This window comes from Metabacillus sp. KJ11-3 (assembly GCF_055808295.1).
In genome coordinates, this window is record NZ_CM147865.1 from 241,918 (window position 1) to 268,541 (window position 26,624).

Genomic DNA, 26,624 nt, shown 5'->3' on the forward strand with positions numbered 1-26,624 from the left:
TAAAGACATAAGCAAAAATCACATCCATCATAAAATTACAAAGTGCATACAAAGAAAACTTGCCATATGTAAAATGAAATACCCACAAATTAATAGTGAAAAACGGTCCAAAAATAAATGCTAACGCATCAAATACCATATACTTTGTTCCGCCTTTTACCTTCCACCAATTGAAAATGGGGTTAAGGAGTGTTTGGATTAATAGAAGACAAGAACAGAATAATGTGACAGGCAAATATCTTGAAAAAGATTGTTTCGGTAGAAACTTGATGACAAGCGCCCACAGTAAGATTGCGTTTACTATTCTAAAAACAGTAGCTATCAACTTAATCATCCTTAGGTTTTTTTTTAGGGTTTACGGGAGAATAGATTTTATTCATTGATGGTATATATTCAACACAGCTACTTGATTTATACAACTATTGAAGATATTATAGATTCGTTAAGTCTTTAATTAGAGGTGAAAAACATGAAATATTCCAAAGCAACAAATTATGCCCTCCATACAATTGTTTATTTGGCACTACTACCATCTGGAAAAACAATTGGGGTAAAGCCTTTAGCAGAGGTACAAAAGGTTTCGCCAACTTATTTGTCAAAAGTATTAACAACTTTAGTTAAGTCCGGTTTTATTGAATCTGTTACGGGTGTGAACGGTGGATATAAATTAATAAAAGATGTGAAAGAGATCTCTTTCCTGGATATCATCCACGCCATCGAAGGAACATCATCATTATTCAATTGCAGCTTAGAACATACCCAACATAATCGGGAAAATTGCTTAATTGAAAAAGTAATGAATGAAGCCGAACGAAAGATGGAGGATTATCTAGGGTCACAAACGATTGAAGATCTGGTCAAAAAGGTCGATGGAAAAATGGCCGAAAATATAAATTCTATCGCAAACTAAATTTTTTAATCTAATTAAAGATTATAAATATCTATAATATCTACAATAAAAGAATATTTAGTATGAGGAGGAAAATAAATGTTAGATTGTGCCATTATCGGTGGAGGACCTTCTGGCTTAAATGCTGCTCTTGTCTTAGGGAGAGCAAAGAGAAAAGTTGTATTGTTTGACAATAATCAAGCAAGAAATAAAGTTACTCAAAAATCACATGGCTTTATTACAAGAGATGGTGTTTCACCTAGTGAATTCAGGGAGTTGGCACATCAAGATATTCGTAAGTATCCATCAGTAAAAGTAGAGAGAGTAAAGATAGTTGAAATCAAGAAGGAAAGCAGTAATCTATTTACAGTAACGACTGAAGAAGGAAAAATGTTTACAAGCAAAAAGGTAATGTTAACAACAGGTCTTAAAGAGAGTTTACCGAGTATAAAAGGAATTAACGAGTACTATGGAAAGAGCCTCTTTAGTTGTCCATATTGTGACGGCTGGGAATTGAGAGATCAACCACTAGTATTAATCGGTGAAAATAGCAATACCACTCACTTGGCAAAAATGATTTATCAATGGAGTCATGACTTAGTTGTGTGTACAAACGGTAAGTCAGTTCTAGAAGAAGAAGATGAACTCCTTCTTAAAAGGAAAGGGTTGATCATAAAGAAAGAGAGAATTGAAACATTATCAGGATCAAATGGCAAATTAGAGAAAGTAATTTTTGAGGACGGTACAACGATGAACCGAGTTGGCGGTTTTGTTACAACTGATCTTCAGCAGCCAAATAACCTAGCTATCTCTCTTGGGTGTGAGCTGAATCATACGAATGGAATTATTGTTGATGATCTTGGCAGAACAAATATTGAGGGAGTGTATGCTGCAGGTGAAACCACATTTTTCGGCCCTTCACAACTAATCATCGCAGCAGGCCAAGGTGTTCGAGCAGCAGCTGGCATCAATCATGATTTGATAATGAAGGAATTTACTTCAGGGGAATTCTAAAGGATGTCATAATGTTAAAGGACTTGGGAAGCGGTATATTACTCTGCTTCCCATTCTTTTTTGATCCCTTATCTAGTTTTAAAATCCTTCTTAAACTGATCAAAATCTGCTTTAATGTATTGAAAGGATTTAAGCTGTCCGCCATGATCGGGATGGGATAGCTTCAATAATTCTTTATAGGCACTCATTACTTCTTTTTTTCCAGACACTTTTGATAGACCTAATTTATCACGATAATCCTGTAATGGAAAACGTATTTGTAGAGGGGCTGTTTCCTTTTTTGGCTCTTGAGTTTTACTAGAATTAGTATGTATGGAATGTTCTTTGAGCTGAATGATTTCATTTCTTAGTCGGATATTTTCTTTTTGCAAAGAATTTACTTCCTCTTGTAGATCATTCTTTTCTTTTTTGAGAAGTGAAATTTCCTGATGTAACTGTTCTCTTTGCTTTATAGAGTTTTCATGAAGAGCTTTGATACCCTCAATATATCCTTCTTGTACTTTTAATTGTGATTGAAACTGTCTAATCATTTCTTTTTTCTCATCTCGTAAACGATGGTGCAGCGGTTCAGTGCTTTGGTGATCGATGCTGGCCCCATTTGTATCATCCGATGTGATTTTCCCTTCTTTTATCCATTTTCTGATGGTAAGTGTTCTTATATTTTCAGAGACTCCTGCTTTTGTGAGCATCTCTACGGCTTCGTTCATCTTCAATATCTTCACCCTCTTTATCTTATCTTTTTCGAAATAATTCTTACTATATATATAAGAAGATGAAGGTGATTTTTTGTCCAAATGAAAATAACGTTAATATGATACATGGGAATATTATCCTAATAATGATAGGGAACAAAGACTATTTTTCCCTAAAGAAGATTAAATAGATAGAAATTTCAACTATATTCCGCTATATATAAGAGATGCAAACTTCTTATATAAGGTGTGATAGAATGCTAAATAAAAATGGTTTCATGATTATCATGTGCAGTTTTTTGCTTCTTGTTGGCTGTATTGATAAGGCTAGTGATGACAATGTGACTAATTTGACAAATGAGGAAGAAAAGGCTCAAGAGGTAACGGAAACACAAACAAAGAAAGAAGAAGCTGAAGCTGTACCCGAAATTGATCCTTCTTCAGTGTGGCCTGAATCGTTTGATACAGATAAGGATGCAGCTTTCCAATTTCCAACCACATTAAGTGAAGCAGAAGAATGGGAAAAGGGGAAATGGTGGTCAAAGCTCAAACATCAGCAAATAACAGATGCTGATAACCAGGCTGTAAAGAAGAAGTTATTAACGATTATTGACTCTACTCTAAGTGATGAACAAAAAGGTAATCAAATAAAACAGTTTTTAGTGGAAACTTATTTTCCAGACCTACCCGGGTTTTCTACGTTTTTGCCGAGGGGAAAAATAAGTTTAGAGGAGCTTGATGCAACATCAAATATTCAACTTAATGGGAAAGAAATGAAGGATCACATTAATGTTGCGATTATTTTAGATGCTTCCGGCTCAATGAACAAGGTAATAGGCGGAAAAACGTTAATGGACATAGCGAAGGAATCTATTCAGGAATTCACTATGAATCTCCCAGAAAATGCAAATGTCTCCTTAACTGTGTATGGTCATAAAGGAACTAGCTCAGATCAGGATAAAGAGCTCTCGTGTAAAGGGATAGAGGAAATATATTCACTATCAAAATATGATGCTGAAAATTTTCAAAAAGCTATTCATTCTATATCCCCAAGTGGGTGGACATCTATTGCTGAATCTTTGAAGCAGACGGGTAATGAACTTAAGAACAATGATGATGCTACAAATGTCATCTATCTAGTTTCGGATGGAGAAGAGACATGTGATGGGAAACCTGCAGAGGAAGCGAAGGCATTGGCAAAATCCAATATCAATCCAATTATCAATGTAATCGGGTTATCAGTAACATCGGAGGACGCTGCCCAACTTAAGGAAATAGCAGAAAGTGCTGAAGGCAGATATATTGACGTAAAAAATCAACAGGAGCTAGATCAGGAATTCCAGCAATCTAACAATACAATTAGCGAATGGGTAGATTGGTTCCATCAGAATAACAATAAAGCGATCGATCAATTATCTGAAGACAAAAAAAGGTTGATGGACTTAAATGAAGAAACCGTCGAGAACCTCATGTTATTTCAACAGATGAGTGTAAAGACATTAATGAATGCCAATGAGTCTGGGAAGCTAGAACCTGCGATTTATCAAGATGTATTCGGAGCATTGGAATCATTTTATAGCAGCATGTATCAACAAAAAGATGATATTTACAATGAAAAATTCAAGCAAATTGAGGATTCCTTTAATTTAACAAGAGAAGAGATTGAAGAAAAGTATAATAATCGGCAGTGATGGATGCGCGAACTTTGATGTTCGTGTTTTTTTGTCCTCAAAGCTTAATGATATAAAAAATCGGTACACCTCATAACATGAGATGCACCATATCTAATCTATCTTTTTTTGATTTTTATGTAAATACAACGCTGTAATCCAGGATGTTATCGGAATAACCATCGTTACACCAATTCCGGCACAAAGCAAAGTAAGCATCTCAGCACTGAATATTTTTGAATTTACAATTTCACCTAAAGAATAAGATAAATCCTTAAACCAAATAAGCAGGGCTAAATATCCTCCGAAAAATGCAAAAAACAGTGTGTTCGTACTTGTGCCTAAAATATCTTTTCCAATGCTTAATCCTGATGTGAATAAAACCTTTCGGGTAATCGTTGGATTGTGAAAATGGATTTCACGCATAGGTGATGATACGGCAATTGCTGTATCCGTAATAGCGCCGATTGTACTCATGATCATGACAGAAGCAGCAATTTTTGTAAAATCAATTCCGATATAAAGAGAAAAAATACTTAGCTCTTCTACTTCTTCCTCACCAAAGCCTTGAATCATTGCATTCTTAGTAAGAAAGATAATCAATAAAAGAAGAACGACAATCGATATAATCGTCGAAATAAACGCAGGTATCGTTGTATTGTTTACTTTATTAATATAAAAAAGATTAATACAGCTAATTACAATACTTGCCATAATCGTTAAAATGATCGGATCGATATTTGGGTCATTCAAAAAGAAAAGAAGGATAAAAATGACAGCAAAGTTGAAAAACAATGCTAAATAGGAACGTATTCCTTTTTTCCTCCAATTAGCGCCATTAATAGAAAAAGAATAGCTGCAAGTACAACTAATGCATTCATAACTTTGCCCTCTTTCTATTAATGAAGTATATCGTGGTAAATAAACCAATGGGAATGGTGATGACAATTCCTATTCCGCCGGCTAGTGCTCTGGCTAATTCTAGTGAAAGATTCATGGAAAGGGTGTACCCCAATGGCGAGTGATTTTTTAAATATAAAATCAGCATAGGAATTGAACCGCTAATATAAGCAAAAAACAAAATATTTGTCATTGTCCCCATAATATCTTTCCCTATTTCCATTCCTGATTTTTTCAGTGCTTTTATAGCAATATTGTTATTTTGTTCGTACAATCCAAAAATGGAAGAAGACATAGTAATCGCGACATCCATTACTGCTCCTAACGAACCTAGAAATAATCCTGCCATAAATACCATCTGGTAAGGGCGGGTTATAAATTGAAGCTCCTCATAACGGAGTCCTTCCTCACTGGTTAGCCAAATAACAAGATAGGAGATAAACAGAGACAGAAACGTTCCTAGTAATGTCGCGATGATCGCTGCATAGGTTTTTTCGTTAAATCCGTTTGCGAGTAACAAAGAGATCACTGTAAATAAAATGACAGCTATGCTGCAAATAACGATTAAGTTTCGATCAGGTTGATCAAGATAAAGGTCTAATGCATATGACAAAATCACAGCATTTACGATTAGGCTGATGAGAGAAAAGAAACCTTGTTTCCGGCCGACAAATAACACGATAATAGCAAAAATCCAAGCGGTAATTAACACATAAGTATCACGTTTCAGTTCTTTAATTGTGCCAGTTAAAAGGGTTTGATTCCCTTTACTTTCATCAATCGAAACGAATAGCTTTTGTCCTACTTGATATTCCTGATCATAAGCTTTTGACCTTGAAAATTCGTTTGATAGATGAATAAGCTGTCCTTTATGATCACCGTTTTTTAATTCAGCGATAATCTGCTGAGTGAAAAGTCGATCTTTATTATCATATAGATCAATCACTTCAGTTGAGTCTGTTATTTCTGTTTGTGAAACTTCAGCAATTGGACGATCGTAAAATGAGTAATTGTTAGTAACAAAAATAAGCGATGCCACAAAAGCTAGTAGTAATAGCAGATAGATAATAACTTGTCTATTTTTTATTTTTTTGTCTATTGTTTCGTTAACATTCAAGCTAAATCCTCCAGATGTGCCGAAATATAATATACTCCATATTAGTATATTTTTTTACTTGAAGTAAAGGATGTTCCATAAAGTGGAGGTAGAAGTTTAGAAACACAGTGTTACATATGTGGAACAAATTCCAAATGGTGTGACAAAAAAGGAATTCCAGTCAACTCGTTTACGACCCTACTAAAAGGAAGTATTGTTTTTAGTAGAAGTTTTGAGAACTAATAAAATGGTAAGAAAAGTAAATAGTAAGATGGAATCTAATCTGGAGGTATACAACATGACACGTTATCCTTTTCCTAAAGGGTTTTTATGGGGGGCGCTACAGCAGCCAACCAAATTGAAGGTGGATATAATGAAGGAAATAAGGGGTTAAATATTGCAGATGTTCTTCCGGGAGGTAAAGCCCGATATGAATTTTTAGTAAAGCCAGGTTTTGACTTTGAAATTCATCCGGATCAATATTTTTATCCAAATCACGAAGCAATAGATTTTTATCATCGTTATAAAGAAGATATTGCTTTATTTGCCGAAATGGGTTTCAAAGCGTTTCGCATGTCAATTGCTTGGACACGAATTTTTCCAAATGGTGATGAAACAAAACCGAATCAAGAAGGACTGGAATTCTATGACCATGTATTTGATGAATTGCATAAGTATGGAATAGAACCGGTAGTGACCATTTCACACTATGAAATGCCTTTGTATTTAGTAAAAGAGTATGGTGGTTGGAGAAACCGTGAAGTTGTGACGTTCTTTGAACGATATGTGAATACTATTTTTACACGTTATAAAGACAAGGTTAAAAATTGGATGACCTTTAATGAAATCAATAGTGGCTTAGTTATGCCGATCAATGGACTCGGGTTTTCGATTCAAACTGAAGAGGATAAATACCAGCCAACATTCCAAGCCTATCATCATCAATTTCTTGGAAGTGCAATTGCAGTTAAAGCTTGTCATAAGATCATTCCTAATTCTCAAATTGGCTGCATGATTCTATTTGCACCAGTTTATGCATTTGATAGCAATCCGCAAAATGTGATGCATGCATTACAGGAGGAACAGCTGTTTAACTATTTCTGTGGAGATGTTCAAGTCCGTGGTGAGTATCCTGCTTTCATTAAGAGATACTTTAAAGAACATAATATAAAATTAGATATTCAAGATGGTGATTTGGAATTATTGAAGGAAGGGACAGTCGATTATGTAGGCTTTAGTTATTATATGTCCCGCACGGAGAAGAAAGTGAAATCTGATGAAGAATCATCTGAGGGAAATATAATCGGTGGTATTCGAAATCCATTCTTAGAGGCAAGTGACTGGGGCTGGGAAATTGATCCTGAAGGGTTACGCATCAGTTTAAACAAATTATATGATCGCTATCAGAAGCCTCTATTTATCGTGGAAAACGGATTAGGAGCATATGATAAGGTGGAAGAAGACGGCTCGATCAATGATGACTACAGAATTGATTATCTACGTGAACATATTAAAGCAATGGATGAAGCAATCCAAGATGGTGTGGAGTTAATGGGCTATACAAGCTGGGGCTGTATTGATATGGTCAGCATGTCAACGGGTGAATTTTCAAAACGATACGGCTATGTGTATGTGGACAAACATGATGATGGGAGCGGAACATTGGAGCGGAAAAAGAAGAAGTCTTTTTATTGGTATAAAGACGTGATCGAAAGTAATGGAGAAAAAATATAACAAAACGCCTCTCACTAATAAGGGTGAGAGGCGTTTTTAATCATACAGCTAGACCTAATTACTAACCCTTACCGCCTTTTAGGAATCGTAAGGGTTACGGTTGTTCCTTTATTGACTTCGCTTTGATAAGATAAACCAAATTCCTCACCGTAAGAAAGTTGTACACGGTGGTGGACATTTCTTACTCCATAACCCTTTGTTTTGTTGGTTAAAATGGTTTCCAGCTTTTCAGGTTTTATTCCACAACCATTATCAGAAACTGTGAAAATTAAGCGATCCTCAGTTTTTTTACCTGATATGGTTAAGATTCCTTTACCGGACGTTACTTTGTGGTCAATCCCATGATTGATCGCATTTTCCACTAACGGCTGTAAAAGGAGATTAATCATTGTGTAATCAAGAATATCCTTCTCTACTTCACAATGTACCTCAAATGAATCGGAATGCATCATTCGTTGAATTTGAATATAAGAAGTTGTATTTTTAAGTTCATCTTTAACAGAAATAGTATTTTTTCCTTGATTCAACGTCGTACGGTAAAATGTTGAAAGATATTGAGCCATTTGGCTAATATCCTCTTGATCAGCCATAATTGCCTTGCTGTTAATCAGAGACAGACTGTTATAGAAAAAGTGAGGATTAATTTGGGCTTGTAAGGCTTTCATCTCATATTCTTGACGAGCTATTTTACTTTTGTATACTTCATTAATCATTGTGTTTAATTTATGAACCATATTCCCAAACTTTTGAATTAAGTGACCAATTTCATCAGATGCAGTGTTGGTCACTGTTACAATCAATTCCCCTTTTTCAACTTGTTCCATATTTTTAGATAACATGATTAACGGTCGTACGACCACTTTTGAAAGAAAATAAATTGATAAAAACAAAATTAGGATAGAGGAAAGAACGACGATAAAAAAGGTAAGCTCAAGTCCGAAAGAAGAAGCAGAGACTGTACTATACGGACGATAAAGATAGGCCGTCCAGTTATAAGGGGTAAGTTCAGCTTTCTTATAGATATAGTGTTCGTTTAATGTATCCTCACTTACTTGTTTTAACAATTCGTTTTCTGTTAGCGCATAGGACATATTTGTCTCTGAAAATTGGTTTATTTGAAACACTGGTTTATTATGTTCATCAAGAATCATGAGTCCGTAATTATCTTCATATAAGGTGGACATTGATTCAAACACATTTTCATAATCGATATCCATGTAAACGATATTGGTTGTATTATGGTGACGATCAAATAATTGGCTGGCAACTTCGAATGATTTCTCTTTAGCTGATACGATTAATGTTGGTGTGGATGCTTTTGAAATGCTTTCAAACCAACTGTATTGTTCAATATCTGATAAAGGTCTGAGGCTCTCACCGTGTGAATGCATCTCATTATTACTATAAATCGTAATTCTATTAATATCTGTTTGTAAAAACTTCGAAGTGTTTAATAGTGGATCAAGTGTATAGTGATAAAATAAAAACATTTCATAGTTATTGTCATAAGTAGAGGTCACACCTCTTTTTACATCTTCATTCCAAACGATATGATTCATTGCATCAAAATAAGTGTTTACTTTATAATCAAGGCTTGAGATTGCCTGATTAAGAGATTCATCTAGCACTTCATTTTCGCGTGTAATGAATAAATGTTGTACCTGATTATACCAGAAACTTCCTAATGTAATGACTGGGAGCAGACCTGATAGTAAACAGATAAATAGGATTTTATTTCTGAATTTTAGGTTTTTAAACCAATTGTTTATATTGTGCATCATGATGAGTTCTCTTTCATTTTTTTATCCCTTTGGCGGTATTTTTCCGGACTTGCTCCGAAATGCTCCCGAAAACTCCGAACAAAGTATGAGAGATTTTGATAGCCAACATTATGACATATATCATTCACTTTCATGTTTGTGTGATTGAGTAGATCTTTAGCAACTTCCATTCTTAGATTTTTAATATATTTATTGATCCCGCAACCTGTTTCCTGGATGAATATTTCACTTAGATATCCTGGTGATAAGTAGACTTGTTCAGACAATAAATTCAAAGATAAATCTTCTTGGTAATGTTCTTGTATATATTTTTTTACAATTTGGATCACGTGTTTTGGAGATTTTTTCTCATCCTCCAATTTTTTTATAATCTCATTTTGTACGGATGTTAAAATCTCTTCAATATCAGAAAAATGATGACAGGAATATATTTCCTCCATTTTTTTATTAATGGTTTTTTTATCATATAAGGGCAGATCACACACTAGCAGTTGTAATAGTTTTGAAAATAAAAATCGCACATAGATATGAGATATTTCCAAATTTACACGGTACTTTTCGAACAAAAGGTTCATATTTTGTTTAAAACTACCAATATCAGCAAATGTAACAGCATTTTTTATGGCCTGCAGGAGGTCATCATCTCCTTCAGGATTTCCTTTATCTTCGATTTGTGGGGCTTCTTTTGGACATACATAGGTATCAGAATAGAAAAAACGATCTTCGATATCCTTCTCCAACTCCTCGTAGAGCCTTGGCATCTCACTAGGTGATGACAGTTTTGTGCTGATTGAGGTAAAACAGTTTATACCGTATTCTTCATGAATTTGTTTTTGAATTCTTGTTGCAGTCTGCTCAGTGTTTATGGAGTTCTCTCCATTCTTCTTAACTAACAATAGAATTTGAAAAGGATTAAGATCAATGAAGCTGCATGAGAAATTTCGAATAGTTTTTTCGATTGTTTGATAGAAAAATAGAGTATCTTTTTCCTTAGGAAGTCGATCGAAAAAAGGTTCATCAAACTGCATTAAAACCATGTGTGAATAATCATTTAAAAAGTCGAAATTGATGGAAGGGTATTCATTTTTAAGTTTTAGCAAAGGTGTCTTATTTATAAGACGATTAAGAATATGGGTTTTTAAGAGTTCTGTATTTGCTTCTAATTCTGCAAGTTCTTTTTCCTGAGTTTTAATATTTTGTATGACTGAACGAAGTGTTTGTAGAAATTCATCAGGTTTTACCGGTTTCAAAATATAGTCAACAGCTCGTAATGATAGAGCTTTTTTTATATAGTCAAAATCATCATGACCACTAAAAAAGATGGTTTGAATAGCAGGATAAAGTTCTCGCGCTTTTGTAGCTAACTCAATCCCATCAATAAAAGGCATTTTAATATCTGTAAATAAAATATGAACAGGCTGTTTCCTTAATAGAGTAAGAGCCTCTTTTCCATTACTTGCTTCCATTATATCAAGTTGAAAACGGTATTTATTGAGAAGAAAACGAATAACGTTTCGTTCGTCTTTTTCGTCATCTACAATTAAGATTCGATACATATTTTTCCCTCCGAGATATAATATTAGTTCATTATATCATTGAGTTTTTTTTGGAAGTTAATTAGTGAAAAATGTTCCGGAAAAATGTACATGAAAACGGTTTATTTAATATTTTTGAAGAAAGCTAAAACCATTACACTATAAGTGTGGCAAAGACATGGCTTACAAAAAGGGAAATACGAGGGGGAGAACAATGAAGCGTAACTCAGTATTTAAACGGATTACCATGCTATCCATAGTATCTGTTATGACAGTTTCTTTAGTGGCATGTGTAGAGAAAGAACCATCAAATGCAGCAGATACTGCGTCAGAGAATGGCGAAAAAGTCATTAAAATGGGACGTGTAACGTCAGCAAATCCAAAATTACCTGAAGGTGATACGTATGAGGATAATGCCTATACTCGCCTAGTAGAAGAGAAATTAGGTGCAAAAATAGTAAATGCATTTGAAGGTGAAGGAGAAGATTATACAAGACAGGTTGCACTTGCTATTTCTTCTGGAGAACTACCTGATATGATGCGGGTTGATTCAAGAGAAGAATTGAAAGAATTAGTTGAGAATGACTTAATTGCAGATTTATCGGATGTATATGATGAAAATGCAAGCGATTACATTAAAGATATATATAATTCATATGATGGAAGAAGTTTAGAAGATGCATCATTTGACGGGCGGCTAATGGCGCTTCCGGCGACAATTGGGGATGAAGCTCCTAATATGATTTGGATTCGTAAAGACTGGACAGAAAAGCTGGGACTGGAAATTGATGCTGATGGTGACCGTCTCATTACATTAGATGAACTAGAAAAAACGGCAAAGGCATTTATTGAAAAAGATCCTGGAGGAACGGGCAATCCTATCGGAATTCCAATGGCTTACTGGTTAAATTCCGGAAGCTACGGAGGCTCTGCGCTTAATATGACATCTATTGCCGGAATATTTAATGCGTATCCTAGATTTTGGCTGGAAGATGAAAATGGGAATATCACGAATGGCTCCATAACAGAGGGGACAAAGCAGGCACTAGGTGTCTTGTCTGATTGGTATAAAGAAGGAATCCTTGATCCACAGTTTGGAACAAGAACATGGGATGACATTATGGCTCTTGTAACAAACGGACAAACAGGTATTGTAACTGGACCATGGCATATTCCGGATTGGGGATTATCAACTGTAAGAGAAATGGATAAGAATGCAAATTTCGAAGCTTATACACTAGAAGATGAAAATGGAAAAGTAAATGTTGCTCATACGAACCCAACTGGCGCATTTATCGTTGTCAGAAAAGACTATGAACATCCTGAATTAGCCATAGAGATATTGAATCTTTTCTATGATGAGCTTGCAAATTCGAAAGATTTAGCAACTGATTATCCAGAGGTTGCAGAATACAAAGAACTGGGTGTTGATGGTTCAACAAGACCGTTTAATATTGAAGTGTTAAAATCTGATAATTTATTATTCGACTATTCAAATATAATGGGTGCAGTTAATGGTGAAATTGAGATGGAAGAAATCGCATCATCTGAGGCAAGGGATGCAGCGACAAGTATTATGAAATATACAGAAAATCCTGCAGAAGCTGATACAGCGGATTGGTCAAAATATCATTCTCGAGTAAAAGGGATGGGCATGATCGATAAACTGACAAAAGAGGATAAATTCAATTGGGTAACTCCGGTGTACTACGGAAATACGGAGACATTAGAGAAAAAAGGAGCGAACCTTCTGAAACTAGAAGAAGAAGACTTCATTAAAATTGTCACAGGTGCAGAGCCTCTTGATTATTTTGATACCTTTGTATCCAATTGGAAAAGTCAAGGTGGAGATGAGATCATTGCTGAAATAGAAGAAGTCCTTGCTGAAGAGGAGTAAGGAATCCTAAAATAAGGGCTGCCTGGCAGTCCTTACAGACTGTTGGCAAACGCTCGCTTTCTTCGTTTCTCACCTTGCTGCGGTGCTCATTACCAACTCCGGTAACTCCGCTCCTCACAAGGCTTCGTGCCTCGAAAGACAAGCGTTTTCAATCAGTCTGGGGGCTAGTAATTATACTTGGTCTACAACCTGTAAGGGCTGCTTGGCAGTCCTTATTCTTTAAGGAGGGAGAATATGTCATGAAACAGATAGAGCATGCAAATACAAATTTAGAGTCCATCTATCAAAAGAAAAAAGGAAGAAGATTGACTAAAATAGAAGCTTCGTATCATCTTATGCTGTTGCCCGGGATGATCTTTTTATTCATATTTAGTTATATCCCAATGTTTGGGATCATCATGGCCTTTCAAGATTATATTCCTGCAAAAGGAATGCTAGGGTCTGAATTTGTTGGATTTGATCATTTTACGTATATGTTTTCATTACCTGATATCGGTCAAATATTCTCAAACACACTTGTCATCGCACTTGGGAAAATCATAATAGGAACTGTAATGGCAATTGTATTTTCCATTTTATTAAATGAAGTCAGGGTTAAGCTGTTAAAAAAATCAATTCAAACCGTTGTCTATTTACCTCATTTTCTATCATGGGTTGTATTGGCATCTGTTGTGGTAAATATGTTTAACCTTGACGGAACTGTAAATCAAATTTTAACTTTTTTGGGTTTTGAAAAGCTCAACTTTCTTGGAAGTAATAAGCTATTTCAACCGTTAATCATTGGGACAGATGTTTGGAAGGAATTTGGATTTAATTCCATTGTCTATTTAGCTGCAATAACAGCAATAGACCCCGGGCTTCATGAAGCAGCAAGTATGGATGGAGCCAGTTGGTGGAAGCGGGTTTGGCACATAACACTTCCAGGTATGCTGCCTATCATTCTGTTATTAGCTATTCTCAGTCTTCCTAATATATTGAATGCCGGTTTTGACCAAATTTACAATCTTTATTCACCTATGGTTTATGAAACAGGAGACATTCTGGACACTTATGTATACAGAATTGGACTACTCGGCCGTGAATATAGCTTTGGTACAGCAGTAGGCTTATTTAAGTCATTAATAGGATTAATTTTAATCTTATCAGCAAACAATGCTGCTAAAAAATACACAGATCGAAAGTTATTTTAAGGGGGTAGAGGATTGTGGTACAGAATAAGACTTTTTCAGGGCGTTTAGGAAAAGTGATCATCTATACAATCGTCCTTTTTTTAGGACTAATCTGTCTCCTACCATTATGGAATATTGTTGCTATTTCTTTTAGTAGTAGTGAGGCTGTTGCCGCAAATGCTGTAGGTTTAACACCTATCAATTTTACAACAAAAGCCTATACGATGATCATGGAGGATAGCCAATTTTGGCGCTCATTTTCTATCTCGATACAACGAGTGATTCTTTCGCTCATTATTAATATGATCTTAATTGTCTTAATGGCATACCCGCTTTCTAAGTCTAAAAGACATTTTAGAGGCAGAAATATCTATATGAATCTTATTATTTTTGCCATGTTGTTTAATGGGGGGATGATTCCTACTTATTTAATAGTGAAAAACTTAGATCTCCTAAATACTATATGGTCCTTGGTATTACCTGGTGCAGTCCAGATCTTTAGCATTATTTTGGTCATGAACTTCTTTATAGGTGTACCAAAATCGTTAGAAGAAGCAGCCATTATGGATGGCGCAAACCCGTGGCAAGTGTTGATAAAGGTGTATATTCCTGTCTCTCTACCAGCACTAGCAACCGTTGCATTATTTAGTATTGTTGGAAACTGGAATGACTTTTTCTCAGGATTGATTTATATGACAAAGGTGAGCAATTACCCGTTAATGACATATATTCAAGCATTATCAATTGATATTCAAGATATGTTAAAAGCAGGTGCAAACTCAAGTCAATTGGAGAATGTAATGGAAGTTTCAAATAGAAATTTAAATGCTGCAAAAATTGTTATTTCCACTATTCCATTATTACTCATTTATCCAATTTTACAGAAATACTTTATTACAGGTATTGTAGTTGGTTCCGTAAAGGAATAGTGATTAGTTTAGCACTACATCAGTTCCTTGGTGGAGTGGGTCAATGGATTAAATCCTATTTAAATACTGTAAAGTCAAAATAAAGGTAAGTCTAGGGACGGGGGTAAACACCTTGTCCCTTTTTTTGTAACAAGTATTTTTTCTTTTTTTGATAACATTTCCTTATCTCATTCCATTACCTAATAATATTGAATTTAAACAATAATGAAAGTAAAGGATAGGAATTTGATGTAATAAAATATTACATAGTTTAATATCAAAATACATTCTATTGTCTGTATGGATAAATATAATGCATCCATTATTGTCCCCATAAACAATTTATCTCCCAATAATAAATGGTTTATTATGAAATTATAAGAGATATGGGAGATACAAATTTTAATCAGAAAAGTTTAAATAAGGATAATGTGTATGATGTTAATTAATATGACATCGAAGTTGCAGGTTATATATTTAGAATTTACTCCCTATCAATATATTAGGAGTGGGATGATATGGAAGAATTTTCAGATTTAGTCATGAAAACAAGTATGGAGAAAGAGAGTTCTATTGTCGTTGGTTTAGATCCTATCATTTCAAATTTCCCTAAGAATCTTCAAGGAAATGATAATATTTGTAAAACTATTTATAATTTTAACAAATTAGTAATTGATGTTATCCATCCGTTTGTTGTCGCTATTAAACCGCAGCTAGCATACTACGAAGTTTATGGAAGTAAAGGAATTCTAGCACTGGAGAAAACAATCAAATATGCAAGATCAAAAGGATTAATCATTATTAATGACGCAAAGAGAGGTGATATTGGTTCAACTGCAGAGGCTTATTCTGAAGCATTTTTAGGTGAGTCCTCACTATCTGGTCATGCTGTAACAGTTAATCCGTTTTTAGGAAGTGATGGGATTGTTCCTTTTTTAAATAAATCAATTGATTCTTCAAAAGGTTTATTTGTTCTATTAAAAACGTCCAACCCTTCTTCCAGTGAACTTCAAGATCTAACCCTTTATAACGGTAACAAGTTTTATATGTATTTAGCGTCTTTATTGAAGGGAATGAGCACAAGTTTAGGAACCTATGGATTTTCTAATTTAGGTGCTGTTGTAGGAGCAACATATCCTGAACAGTCAAAAATACTAAGAGAATACCTGCCAAATACTTTATTCTTAGTTCCCGGCTACGGAGAACAAGGTGGGAAATTAACTGAATTAGAGCCCTTTTTTAATAAAAATGGATATGGCTCATTAATTAGTTCTTCAAGATCAATATTATATTCATATATAAAAGAAGAACCAGAATCTTGGGGGGATCTTAAAATGAGCCAATTAAAGGAAATAATTGAAGCAGCATGTATCCAATTTAAAGAAGATATTAATCGAATACGTTAAAAAGAGGAGGGTGACTTGAAAAGATATTCAAAAAATTTTTTAATTCTATTCTCTGGCCAAACCATTTCAAATCTAGGTAACCAGATCTATCTGATCGCTCTGCCCTGGTTAGTTTATGAATTAACACATTCTAGTTTTGATATGGGGACGATTTCGGCAATAATGGCTCTCCCCGATCTCTTATTTGCTCTGATTATTGGCACGATCATTGATAGGTATAATCGGAAACGGATTTTATGGATAGCAAGTTTTATTCAATTAGTTATTGTACTAATTATTCCTCTCCTCTTTTTACCGATATGTTAGAGATTTATCACATTTATATTACGGGTTTTCTTTACTCTACCGCAACATTGATTTTTATTACTTGCTACAGAAGTTGTATTCCAGATTTAACTGATGAAGATAGCTTAGTAGAGGTAAACTCTCTAATTCAACTATCCTTAACGATTATTAAAATGATAGGACCGCTATTAGCAGGTTTACTTATCGCTAATTTTGGAATTGTTGAAAGTTTTATGGTGGATGCTTTTACATATTTTCTACTTATCATTTGTATTTTTAATACAAAATTACCAAATGAAAAGGTAAGAAAAAAGAAGAATTTCTTTTTTGATGATTTAAGAAATGGTATCACATACACATTGGGTTCCCAAATTCTAAGATATTTAATTTGGCTTGTCTTAATCGTGAATATTGGCATGTCAATTGCACTATCTTTAATGGTTTTTCATTTAAGAGCAGATGGAAATCTATCAGCACATCAAGTTGGGTATGTATATTCAATTTCAGGCATTTTTTCTTTAGTATTTACCCTTCTTGCTCCTAAGATTGCAAGGAAAATGGGAAGTATGTCAGCAATTTCATTAGCATGTATGATCTCAGGTTTAGGGTTGCTTTTTATTCCATTTACTCAAAATATTATATTAAAGGGAATTACTTTAGGATTAATAACGGGTGGTGGAACTTTAGGAGCGATCTATATTAATAGTATGTTACAGAAACAAGTTCCCTCTGAATATCTTGGAAGAGTGTTTGCAACAACACAGATGATTAGTAGAGTATCCGTTCCTTTAGCACTAGTAGTTGGGGGATGGGGATCAGAAACAAGAATTGGGGTTAGTGGGATGTTTGTCATTTCTAGTCTCATTGTAATTCTTTCTAGCTTAGGTTTTTATTTGAAGATGAACATGATGAATGATTCTAAGAGAAAAGGAGAGATACAAGTATGATTAATAAAAAACCAGTGCTAGATTATTTAATTAATATAAAAAAAGCTGGCAAAGATACTTACTTAATACGTGGACGAGAGTCATGGGTTTTAAATGATGTAGCAGAAGAGGTTTGTATGTTAGCTACTGGGAAAAATACAGTGGGGGAGATGAGTAAATTAATTAGCACGAAATTCAATGAAAAAGAGAATGTCGTTCAAGATGATATTAAAGATTTATTACTATATTTTGAACGTGAAAACATCATAAAATTCTAGCTTCTAAGTTTCTTATGAAAGGAGGTGAAAAAATGAAAAAATATGCTAAGCCTCAGGTTAAAAAAGTAATGATTCCTTCAGCAGCGGTAATTAAGCACTAATTTTTGAGAAAAAAATACAAGGAAGGGGGATTTCTGATGAAGAAATATATCAAGCCACAAGCAGTGAAAGTTCAAGCACCAACAGCAGCCGTACTTAAGCATCCAATATTCTAATCGCGACGGAGTAATTAATACTTAACGTGTTTTAAATTAATCTGATTTTTCACATCAGAGGAGGTATTGAAAATGAAAAAGTATGTCAAGCCACAAGCGGTAAAAGTTCAAGCACCAACAGCAGCTGTACTTAAACATTAATTAAACTGCGTCATTTCAGTAGAGGGAATACAGGTTCTCCTGCTGAAATGGCGTAGAAAAAGGATGATAAACACTTGCCGCTTAAACAGAAGATCGGAATAAGTTGTTGGATTTGTATTCTAGCTATTACTTATTTTCTAAAACATCCAAGCGTATTACTCGTTTTAGCTTTAGGGATACCTTTAGTTGTGATGGGGATCGGACCGTCTCTCTATAAAAAGATAAATCTCCCTCAACAGTATTGGTTTATACCTCTTTGTACATCGATGTCTTTTCCCATATTTTTTGCAGATTTCCATACATTAATTAACTTTAGTATTGATCACAGCTTGCTCAGTATAATGTTAACAGTATTTTCACCAATCATGCTTCTTATTTCAAGGATAAAGGAATGCTATCAGTCTATCAAAATTTCAATGATTATTGAGTCATGTTCTAATCATGTATTGCTCAAAAACGTAATACAATTCGTTTGGTTACTAGTGGCTGAGGAATTGTTATTTAGGTATATTTTTTTTCAATATGCTACTAATACAAGTCATGCAGCCTTATATATTTTAATAAACTGTTTAATTTTTATCTACTATCATTATTTCAATCGGTTTTCATATCGATTTTACAAGCTCAAAGATTATATTTATCATGGGTTGTTTGCTATAAACGTTGGTGTTTTATTTATGTACACTAACTCGTTTCTGCTCTGTGTAATTTGTCATCTCCTTTACAACTCAATCCAGTTCGTTACATTAATTCTAAGCTCTCAATCAATAAGAAGAGTTTTCATACGGGGGGAAAATAATGAAAATACCTACACTGGATAAATACGGTCTATCTTATGAAAAGGTGTTAGAAATCATTCAACCACATAAAGAGGATATCGTCTTTATTAGTGGTTCAATTGCCGAAGGGTTTAGTAATGAAGGATCAGACGTGGATATTTACATAATTACAAAGGAAGGTTATGAAGGTAATGCCAATACACATGCTAAGGAATTTTCTTATGGTGTTGAATACACATTTCTTGGATATGAATGTTTAATAAGTGCCTTTGTTATCAATGAAGATATGTTATATAACATCATTTATAACATAGAGGAGAAAATCAAAAGTAATCAACTTGTAGAACTTAATAATAAGTTAATAGAGTTATATCACCGTTTGTATCGAGGAATCTCTTTACAAAATAATCAAGAATTCGTACATATAAAAAACAAGTTAGATTTTGAAGGATTTATGATGGGGCTTTCTAAAAATAGATTAGTATACAGTGAAAATAGACATGATGATGCTATTGGAGCTCTCAATTCAAATGATCTTTTAACTGCTTTTATTAGTTCAAAAGTTAGTTTAGAGAAATCAGTTGATGGTTTACTATGTGCTCATGGTGAAACGAATCCAAGTGATAAGTGGCTATTTAAAAGGCTATTGTCTATTTATCGTATCGATTGTGATTGGGTGAAAGAATTCATTGACCTTTATACAGGAGAGAATAAACTAGTAACTTTAGAAGAAAAAACGAAGGAAATGTTACGCCTCGCAAATTTAATTCGTATGAAAGGATATCAACTAATTAAGTGATGATGATTGGAGGGAAATAATATGATATCCACTGTTGAAATTAAAAATGTAGTTAAAGGAAAATTGAAAACAATCTATGGTGACTTTTATCTTTATCGATTTTTAATCTCTAATGATCTGGAAGATGGAGAAATATCTGAACATCTAGCTCTTGTAAAAGGGGAAGGGTTGGATAAGGAACCTATTATATGTAGATTAAATTCAGCTTGTATTACGAGCGAAGCTTTTAATTGTCAAAGATGTGATTGTAAGTGGCAGTTAGATAAGGCGATGGATGTTATTTCAAAAAATGGAAAAGGCATTATCACTTACCATCCTTCGCATGAAGGAAGAGGGTTTGGATTAGGTATGAAATTATTATCTTATAATTTAATGGAAACAGGCATCGATTCTTCAACATCTTATTTAAATTTAGGATTGGGAACTGATGATAAAAGGGATTTCCGTGCAGCCGTCAGGATCTTAAATTACTTTAATATTAAACAAGTTAAAATGCTAGGAAATAATAAAAGGAAAAGCAACGTATTAGAGAATGCAGGGATAAAAATAGTAGATAGATTTTCTCTCATATATGAAGGTAATAATAAGGAAATTAAAGAGTATTTATTCAAAAAATCATCAGAACCAGATCAAGATTTATTAAGGGAGAAGTTTAGAATTTATGAAAAACTTTCATAATCATAAAGCTAAGAAAAGTGTAATTGTGACGGGGATAAGTGGTGGAATCGCACAGCCTTTAATCTTTAATTTGAAACAAGACGGGTATAACATCATTGGATTAGATATAAACGATTATGACGGGGAAACAATTGATTTTCATAGAATAGATTTAAGTAATAAAGAATCTATAATTAAGGTATTAGAAGAGGTTAACTGTCTAAATAAGGTTGAAGGTGTTATTCATTTAGGTGGAATTTATCCTAATAAAAAAATAGAGGAGTATGGCAGTGATTTGTGGGAAAAAGTATTTTCAATTAATGTAAGCTCTATATTTTATCTGATTCAGGGTCTCTTAGAGAAGGCTGAAAACCTAAAGTCTATCATATTAGTTTCTTCTACAGCCTCAGTAATTGGAAGTAAAGATCCTGCTTATACAGCTTCAAAAGCAGCATTAACTGGCCTTAGTAAAAGTTTAAGTCTATCTTTAGCTGATCGCAATATAAGGGTAAATACTGTGTTACCAGGAATCATCGATACGAAAATGTCGAAAGTACAAAGTGAACAAAGAAGAAATTATCATATTTCAAACACATTATCAAAAAGAATTGGTCATCCGGAAGATGTTGCTAACATGATCAGTTTTTTACTTAGTCCAAAATCCTCTTATGTTTGGGGTGCTCAAATAGAAATAAACGGGGGAATGACAGTATGAAGAGAGGCTTACTAATTGCAGTCTGTGGCTTGGATGGGGCTGGAAAGACTACTCAAATAAATTTATTAAATAACTGGTTTCAATCGAATAAATTACCATGTGAAATAACAAAACAACCAACTGATTATTATAGAAACGATAGAAGAGTACGTCGCTATCTTGATCATGGTGAGTGCGAAGATATGAAGGTGTTGGCCCTATTGGCTGCTGCTGATCGAAGATATCACTTATCAACATATATTGAGCCCTGCATAAAAAGAGGTACTTCGATCATAACAGATAGGTACTTATATAGCTCATTAGCCTATTTCAAATTTAGGGGATTAGATCACGAGTATGTTAAATACTTAAATGGAGATATTCGAGAACCGGATATAACAATTTTTTTAGATATAGACCCTGAGATTACTTTGTTACGAGTTCGCGATCGAGATGGTCAGCATACTAAATATGAAGAAAAGGATCCTAGAATGTTTAAGGAAATTAGAAATTATTTCAAAGAAGTCCTGCCTGCTGCTACTCTTTTAATCGATGCTACGCTAGATAAACAAACAATTCATGAAAGGATCGTTTCAGAAGTGTCTAATAAGCATTCGGAACTTAATGGAGGTGTTTCTGTTGGAATTAAATAAATTCATGAAGCATATTGAAGAATCGGGTGCTCTGGAGACAGGAAGAAATTCTAGAGAATTATGTGATTTCATTAGTAATCATGTTGATTTGAATACTATTCGGCAGTGGTTATCCGATATTGTACATAAACACCCAGCTGATAAGTTATCGAATTTAGCTTCCTTAATGGAGATACATCCACTAGGTTTTGAAAAGTATGTTCTATGGGATAGTTCAGCTGGCCAAAGGGCGAGGCTACATTATTGGCCACAAAATAAATGGCCATTTGAAAGTATCCACGATCATCGTTTTAATTTTTATGCAATCGTGATAAAAGGCCATTACATACATGAAGAATATGATATAAATCAAAGGAAGGACTCAGATGAGGTTGAAATAACCCTCACAAGGAAGCAAATAGTTGATACAGGTCAATGCTATTACTTCCAAGCAGGTACCTTTCATAGAATTATTCCAAGTGATGAGGAAACAATATCATTAATAATCAGGAGTTCCCCTTTGTTACCATACTCCCGAGTAGTGAATCCAGAAACTCTCAAAATGAAGCGTGCATATGGAGCCGTCAAGAAGTTTAAAGAAAAAATTAAAGAACTAGAATCAGTTATATGATAGTCTTCATAGAATGAAAGGACCTTCAAATTTCTTTTTGATGGTCTTTTTGTTATTAGTAACAATCAAAATGTAGGATCTCATAAGTTTTACGTAACAAAAGATAACATAGCAATTTAAGTTAGTGAACATATTATGTATAGTTAAAATGTAAAATTTGTAAAAAGTTATGAGGAGGATCCTGTACATACAGAAAAGTATGCACATTCTCCTTCTCTTAATTAAATCGTATGATAATTATTTCGTTAGGGAGTGATCTTTTGATTCCTGGTATTTAGATGAATGTAAGGCCTTAACCGGATGCTTCCACGTTTTAGTATGGATTTAATATATAGAAGATATCTTAAAACTTATATGTGGAGGGATAAAAATGGGGATTCCGTTAAAAAACATACTAAATATAGGTGGCCTGAGAGAATGTAAGGTTATAGCTGGACATAAAGCTCTAAATAATATTGTTACATATGTAACTGTAATGGAAGTGCCGGATATCGTTAAGTGGTTAAAGGGGAACGAGTTACTATTAACTAGCTTATATCCAATAAAAGATAATGTTGAAGCTCAAATCCAACTTATCGAAAAATTAAAGGAAGCCGGCACAGCAGCTTTAGCCATAAAACCTAGTAGATTTATTGAAAAAATACCTGAAGAGATGAAAAAAAGGCTGATAAATATGGCATTACAATTATTGAGATTCCAGAAAAAATCAGCTATTTGGATATTTTATCTCCTGTTATGAATGCCATTTTTAATAAAAAAATCGTTTTGCAGGAGGATTTAGAACAAGCAACGATGTTATTAAATGAAATATCTCTAACTAGAAGCGGGTTTAATGAATTTATCGAAACACTGGCTTTTTTAACAAAAAGTAAAATATATTTGGAGAGCTTAGTTCCTTATATCAAAGTAGATGATACAACTGAAATGATGCCTCTTAGTGAGGAACAATTAAGTGAACTTTTAGCAATTCAAAGACCACTCAGAATGATCCGATATTTGAATAAAAATCAAGCAGAATCCTGTATTGTCACACCGATTATCATTGATGGATATTTATTCGGAACAATTACAAGTTGGGATTACAATATTGAATTCATGGAAGTAGACTTAGCGATTCAAGAAAAAGCCTCAAGGCTGCTCTCGCTCGAATTTCTTAGACAAAAAGTGAAATATGAGATAGAGCAACAATATAAAAGTGAATATTTAAGAGATTTGTTATTAAATGAAGACATAGATACAAGAGATCTTGAAGAAAGAGGAAGGCTTTATGGTTTAAAAGAGACTTTACCCTATTTTTTAATCATTATTAGGGACAAGAATACATTAAATAAAAATAACATATTTAGTGAAAGATTAACAAAAGTAGAAGCGCTACTAAAAGAAATAGATGCTGATATTATCATAGGTTGCTTAAGAAAATCTCTTATCATCATGGTGCCCTATAAAAATCAAAAAATAAATGCCAAAATTTTAGATAGAATTTACTTGAATAGTAAGAAGGTTATCCATCAGGAAGTTAAATTAGGAGTGGGATCTACGTATCAAGGTTTATCTGGATTAAGAAAGAGTTATCGGGAGGCAGAAAAGGCAGTAACAATTGGTCCAGCTATAAAAAAAGATCAGACCATTATATATTTTGAACAGTTAGGTGTTTACCGATTAATTTCATTAATTAAAGAAAAAAAGAACTTAATCATTTTTATGAAGAGGCAATTGGAGATCTTTTGAAATATGACCAGGAAAGTGATTTAGATTTAGTTTATACGATAGAACAATATTTCAAATGCAATGAATCCCTAAAGGAAACAGCAGATAAATTGTATATTCATGTGAATACACTTAAATACAGATTGCAAAAAATAAAATCCTTAACAGGCTTAAGTTTACAAAAATCTGAGGAAAAACTAATGCTACATATGGGGTTAAAAGTCTTTAATTATCATTATAGTAGTCAATAAAGATAGCAGTTTAAAAAATGAATTAAGGGGCTAAAATCATGGAAAAAAACAAAAATTTAGAGGCATTTATACATCTATATGAACTCATAATCTATTATTCTGAAAATAGAGATATGCCAGTGAATCAGGATTTTGATTTTTTTAGTGAAATTGAGAAATATTGTGAAGTTTTAAATATTAATCACAAAGAGCTTGAGAAAGAATTTGGTTTAAAAAAATATTTATAATCATGATTAGAATCATCTATTTCACTAAAAAGATGATTCTTTTTTTGTCTATTCGGATATATAAATCCAACTTTGAAATAAGTAGTATTAGAAACAAGAAGATTCAGAAAAAATGATTTTCTCATGATCTAGGAGGGAGAGTGTTTATGACTATACCTGCAAGAACTCATTCAACTGTAGATGATCAAATTGCAAAAGATATTCTTTTTATTAAAGGTGTAAACAAATTTTACGAAACTCAATCCGGTACCACCCATGCTCTTGAAAATATTAATCTTACGATCAAAGAAGGTGAATTCGTATCGATAATAGGTCCTTCTGGATGTGGAAAATCTACATTATTAAAGATACTGGCTAACTTAGAAAAACCATCTTCAGGAGAAATAAATTGGGGGGAGAAAAGTAGTAAAGATCAAATTGGTTTTGTTTTTCAGGACTCTACATTACTACCATGGAAGAATGTGCTGGAAAATTCTTTATTTCCACTAAAGGTGAAGAAAATGGATACAAGAGAGAATTTAGAAAGAGTCGAGTATTTATTAAAAATAGCAGGACTGGATTCGTTTAAAAAAGCATATCCGAATGAACTATCTGGTGGGATGAAACAAAGGGTATCAATTGTAAGATCACTTTCTTTTGACCCTAAAGTCCTGTTAATGGACGAACCTTTTGGAGCTTTGGATGCAATGACAAGAGATAAAATGAACATAGAATTACAACGTATCTGGAATGAGACAAAAAAAACTGTCTTATTCATTACTCACAGCATAAATGAAGCAGTGTTTCTATCAGATCGAGTAGTGGTTATGTCACCAAGGCCAGGTCGAATTGATAGAGTTTTTACAATTGATTTAATACGTCCAAGAACAGTTGATGTTCGTGAAACAATTGATTTTGTAAAGTATGTAAAAGAAATTAGGGAAGTGTTAGGGAATGACGATTAGATTGAAAAGGATTAGAGACTTTTCGATTGCGATGTTTCTACTTGTAATCGTTTGGTATTCATATGTCCATTTGTTTAGTGTTCCAAATTACATACTGCCATCTCCAATAGAAGTCATGAATGAATTTTTGAAGATGTTCGTTTCAAATGATATTATTTTTCACTTCTCTGTTACATTTTTAGAGGTTTTAATAGGGTTTGCTCTAGGCACTCTTTTGGGAATTTGTATGGGACTGATTGTTGGACATTTCAAAATTATTGAAGAAGCTATTATGCCATACATTTTAGTCGCTCAGACAGCCCCAAAAATAGCTTTAGCTCCATTGTTTGTGATCTGGTTTGGATTAGGATTACTATCAAAGGTTGTGCTCATCATATCTATGGTGTTTTTCCCTGTTATGTTAGGGACTTTATTAGGATTAAGAAGCATTAGTTATAACTTGAAATGTTTAGTTAAGATTACAGGTCTTAATTTCTGGCAATCTTTCATACATGTTAAGTTACCTCATTCACTTCCACATATATTTTCTGGTCTTAGAATTGGGATGATACAAGCTGTAATTGCGGCAATAGTGGCTGAATGGATTTCAGGCCAAAATGGTTTAGGTTTCCTCTTAGTCTTTAATAGCACAACTTATAACTCGGAGGGACTCTTTGCGACAATCGTTTATACAATTATTTTGGGGATTATTTACTACCAAATTGTAAATGTTTTTGAAAATAAACTTTTATTTTGGCATGACTCAAAGATAGTAAAAACAAAATAAA

General features: G+C 33.7%; 26 protein-coding genes and 2 pseudogenes. 23 read left to right on the top strand and 5 right to left on the bottom strand.

The window, feature by feature from the left end; genetic code table 11:
• Nucleotides 1-469 precede the first annotated feature (469 nt).
• Together AC0L8O_RS01290 and AC0L8O_RS01295 are read left to right on the top strand one after the other, a co-directional pair.
• Nucleotides 470-910, top strand: a complete 441-nt coding sequence (locus AC0L8O_RS01290; protein WP_473446284.1) for an Rrf2 family transcriptional regulator — start codon at nt 470-472, stop codon at nt 908-910.
• Nucleotides 911-988: 78 nt separating this feature from the next.
• Nucleotides 989-1,903 carry an NAD(P)/FAD-dependent oxidoreductase gene (locus AC0L8O_RS01295; protein ID WP_473446285.1) on the top strand — a complete coding sequence of 305 codons (915 nt, stop codon included), beginning with the start codon at nt 989-991 and terminating at the stop codon, nt 1,901-1,903.
• Nucleotides 1,904-1,971: 68 nt separating this feature from the next.
• Here AC0L8O_RS01295 and AC0L8O_RS01300 read toward each other — a convergent pair whose 3' ends face one another.
• The gene (locus AC0L8O_RS01300; protein ID WP_473446286.1) at nt 1,972-2,616 is read right to left on the bottom strand and encodes a hypothetical protein; all 645 of its coding nucleotides are present in this window, start codon (nt 2,614-2,616) and stop codon (nt 1,972-1,974) included.
• A 236-nt stretch (nt 2,617-2,852) separates the two neighbouring features.
• Between AC0L8O_RS01300 and AC0L8O_RS01305 the strand changes: the two genes are divergently transcribed.
• A complete protein-coding gene (locus AC0L8O_RS01305; protein WP_473446287.1) occupies nt 2,853-4,286 on the top strand; it encodes a vWA domain-containing protein in 1,434 nt (477 codons plus the stop codon).
• Nucleotides 4,287-4,379: 93 nt separating this feature from the next.
• Here AC0L8O_RS01305 and AC0L8O_RS01310 read toward each other — a convergent pair.
• Nucleotides 4,380-5,146, bottom strand: a pseudogene (locus tag AC0L8O_RS01310) (YibE/F family protein).
• On the bottom strand, nt 5,143-6,282 hold the full coding sequence (locus AC0L8O_RS01315) for a YibE/F family protein (protein WP_473446288.1): 1,140 nt from the start codon (nt 6,280-6,282) through the stop codon (nt 5,143-5,145). The pseudogene AC0L8O_RS01310 and the gene AC0L8O_RS01315 overlap by 4 nt, the downstream one beginning before the upstream one ends.
• A gap of 277 nt (nt 6,283-6,559) precedes the next feature.
• Between AC0L8O_RS01315 and AC0L8O_RS01320 the strand changes: the two are divergent.
• Nucleotides 6,560-7,995 (top strand): annotated as a pseudogene (locus AC0L8O_RS01320) (glycoside hydrolase family 1 protein).
• A 68-nt stretch (nt 7,996-8,063) separates the two neighbouring features.
• On the opposite strand, the gene AC0L8O_RS01325 reads toward AC0L8O_RS01320, so the two are convergent.
• The gene (locus tag AC0L8O_RS01325; RefSeq protein WP_473446289.1) at nt 8,064-9,776 is read right to left on the bottom strand and encodes a sensor histidine kinase; all 1,713 of its coding nucleotides are present in this window, start codon (nt 9,774-9,776) and stop codon (nt 8,064-8,066) included.
• On the bottom strand, nt 9,773-11,332 hold the full coding sequence (locus AC0L8O_RS01330) for a response regulator transcription factor (RefSeq protein ID WP_473446290.1): 1,560 nt from the start codon (nt 11,330-11,332) through the stop codon (nt 9,773-9,775). Before AC0L8O_RS01330 ends, AC0L8O_RS01325 begins: the two co-directional genes overlap by 4 nt.
• A 193-nt stretch (nt 11,333-11,525) precedes the next feature.
• Here AC0L8O_RS01330 and AC0L8O_RS01335 point away from each other — a divergent pair, with 193 nt between their 5' ends.
• The 19 genes from AC0L8O_RS01335 (at nt 11,526) to AC0L8O_RS01425 (ending at nt 26,623) form a co-directional block, all read left to right on the top strand.
• On the top strand, nt 11,526-13,208 hold the full coding sequence (locus AC0L8O_RS01335) for an extracellular solute-binding protein (protein WP_473446291.1): 1,683 nt from the start codon (nt 11,526-11,528) through the stop codon (nt 13,206-13,208).
• Between the two features lie 335 nt (nt 13,209-13,543).
• Nucleotides 13,544-14,398, top strand: coding sequence for an ABC transporter permease (locus AC0L8O_RS01340; protein WP_078433437.1), 855 nt, complete (start codon nt 13,544-13,546; stop codon nt 14,396-14,398).
• 14 nt (nt 14,399-14,412) lie between these two features.
• The gene (locus AC0L8O_RS01345) at nt 14,413-15,306 is read left to right on the top strand and encodes a carbohydrate ABC transporter permease (protein WP_026559194.1); all 894 of its coding nucleotides are present in this window, start codon (nt 14,413-14,415) and stop codon (nt 15,304-15,306) included.
• A gap of 497 nt (nt 15,307-15,803) precedes the next feature.
• On the top strand, nt 15,804-16,691 hold the full coding sequence (gene pyrF / locus AC0L8O_RS01350) for an orotidine-5'-phosphate decarboxylase (protein ID WP_264144106.1): 888 nt from the start codon (nt 15,804-15,806) through the stop codon (nt 16,689-16,691).
• A 15-nt stretch (nt 16,692-16,706) separates the two neighbouring features.
• On the top strand, nt 16,707-16,997 hold the full coding sequence (locus tag AC0L8O_RS01355) for an MFS transporter (protein WP_473446292.1): 291 nt from the start codon (nt 16,707-16,709) through the stop codon (nt 16,995-16,997).
• Nucleotides 16,928-17,923: an MFS transporter gene (locus AC0L8O_RS01360; RefSeq protein WP_473446293.1), complete on the top strand. Its 996-nt coding sequence runs from the start codon at nt 16,928-16,930 to the stop codon at nt 17,921-17,923. Before AC0L8O_RS01355 ends, AC0L8O_RS01360 begins: the two co-directional genes overlap by 70 nt.
• Nucleotides 17,920-18,180, top strand: a complete 261-nt coding sequence (locus AC0L8O_RS01365; protein WP_251681459.1) for a PqqD family peptide modification chaperone — start codon at nt 17,920-17,922, stop codon at nt 18,178-18,180. Before AC0L8O_RS01360 ends, AC0L8O_RS01365 begins: the two co-directional genes overlap by 4 nt.
• A gap of 772 nt (nt 18,181-18,952) precedes the next feature.
• Nucleotides 18,953-19,357: a CPBP family intramembrane glutamic endopeptidase gene (locus AC0L8O_RS01370; protein WP_473448570.1), complete on the top strand. Its 405-nt coding sequence runs from the start codon at nt 18,953-18,955 to the stop codon at nt 19,355-19,357.
• Nucleotides 19,335-20,114 (top strand): nucleotidyltransferase domain-containing protein, encoded by a 780-nt coding sequence (locus tag AC0L8O_RS01375; protein WP_473446294.1) that lies wholly within the window; start codon nt 19,335-19,337, stop codon nt 20,112-20,114. The genes AC0L8O_RS01370 and AC0L8O_RS01375 overlap by 23 nt, the downstream gene beginning before the upstream one ends.
• A gap of 21 nt (nt 20,115-20,135) precedes the next feature.
• Nucleotides 20,136-20,792 carry a GTP cyclohydrolase II gene (locus AC0L8O_RS01380; RefSeq protein ID WP_264144103.1) on the top strand — a complete coding sequence of 219 codons (657 nt, stop codon included), beginning with the start codon at nt 20,136-20,138 and terminating at the stop codon, nt 20,790-20,792.
• Nucleotides 20,776-21,486, top strand: a complete 711-nt coding sequence (locus AC0L8O_RS01385; RefSeq protein WP_264144102.1) for an SDR family NAD(P)-dependent oxidoreductase — start codon at nt 20,776-20,778, stop codon at nt 21,484-21,486. The genes AC0L8O_RS01380 and AC0L8O_RS01385 overlap by 17 nt, the downstream gene beginning before the upstream one ends.
• Nucleotides 21,483-22,118, top strand: a complete 636-nt coding sequence (gene tmk / locus AC0L8O_RS01390) for a dTMP kinase (RefSeq protein WP_264144101.1) — start codon at nt 21,483-21,485, stop codon at nt 22,116-22,118. The genes AC0L8O_RS01385 and tmk overlap by 4 nt, the downstream gene beginning before the upstream one ends.
• The gene (locus AC0L8O_RS01395; RefSeq protein WP_264144100.1) at nt 22,105-22,728 is read left to right on the top strand and encodes a hypothetical protein; all 624 of its coding nucleotides are present in this window, start codon (nt 22,105-22,107) and stop codon (nt 22,726-22,728) included. Before tmk ends, AC0L8O_RS01395 begins: the two co-directional genes overlap by 14 nt.
• Before the next feature lie 370 nt (nt 22,729-23,098).
• The gene (locus AC0L8O_RS01400) at nt 23,099-23,467 is read left to right on the top strand and encodes a PucR family transcriptional regulator ligand-binding domain-containing protein (protein WP_473446296.1); all 369 of its coding nucleotides are present in this window, start codon (nt 23,099-23,101) and stop codon (nt 23,465-23,467) included.
• The gene (locus AC0L8O_RS01405; protein ID WP_473446297.1) at nt 23,443-24,456 is read left to right on the top strand and encodes a PucR family transcriptional regulator; all 1,014 of its coding nucleotides are present in this window, start codon (nt 23,443-23,445) and stop codon (nt 24,454-24,456) included. Before AC0L8O_RS01400 ends, AC0L8O_RS01405 begins: the two co-directional genes overlap by 25 nt.
• Nucleotides 24,453-24,686 carry a PucR family transcriptional regulator gene (locus tag AC0L8O_RS01410; protein ID WP_473446298.1) on the top strand — a complete coding sequence of 78 codons (234 nt, stop codon included), beginning with the start codon at nt 24,453-24,455 and terminating at the stop codon, nt 24,684-24,686. The genes AC0L8O_RS01405 and AC0L8O_RS01410 overlap by 4 nt, the downstream gene beginning before the upstream one ends.
• Nucleotides 24,687-24,724: 38 nt before the next feature.
• Nucleotides 24,725-24,913, top strand: coding sequence for a hypothetical protein (locus AC0L8O_RS01415; protein ID WP_264144098.1), 189 nt, complete (start codon nt 24,725-24,727; stop codon nt 24,911-24,913).
• 146 nt (nt 24,914-25,059) lie between these two features.
• A complete protein-coding gene (locus AC0L8O_RS01420; protein WP_264144097.1) occupies nt 25,060-25,857 on the top strand; it encodes an ABC transporter ATP-binding protein in 798 nt (265 codons plus the stop codon).
• Nucleotides 25,847-26,623 carry an ABC transporter permease gene (locus AC0L8O_RS01425; RefSeq protein ID WP_251681470.1) on the top strand — a complete coding sequence of 259 codons (777 nt, stop codon included), beginning with the start codon at nt 25,847-25,849 and terminating at the stop codon, nt 26,621-26,623. Before AC0L8O_RS01420 ends, AC0L8O_RS01425 begins: the two co-directional genes overlap by 11 nt.
• Nucleotide 26,624 lies beyond the last annotated feature (1 nt).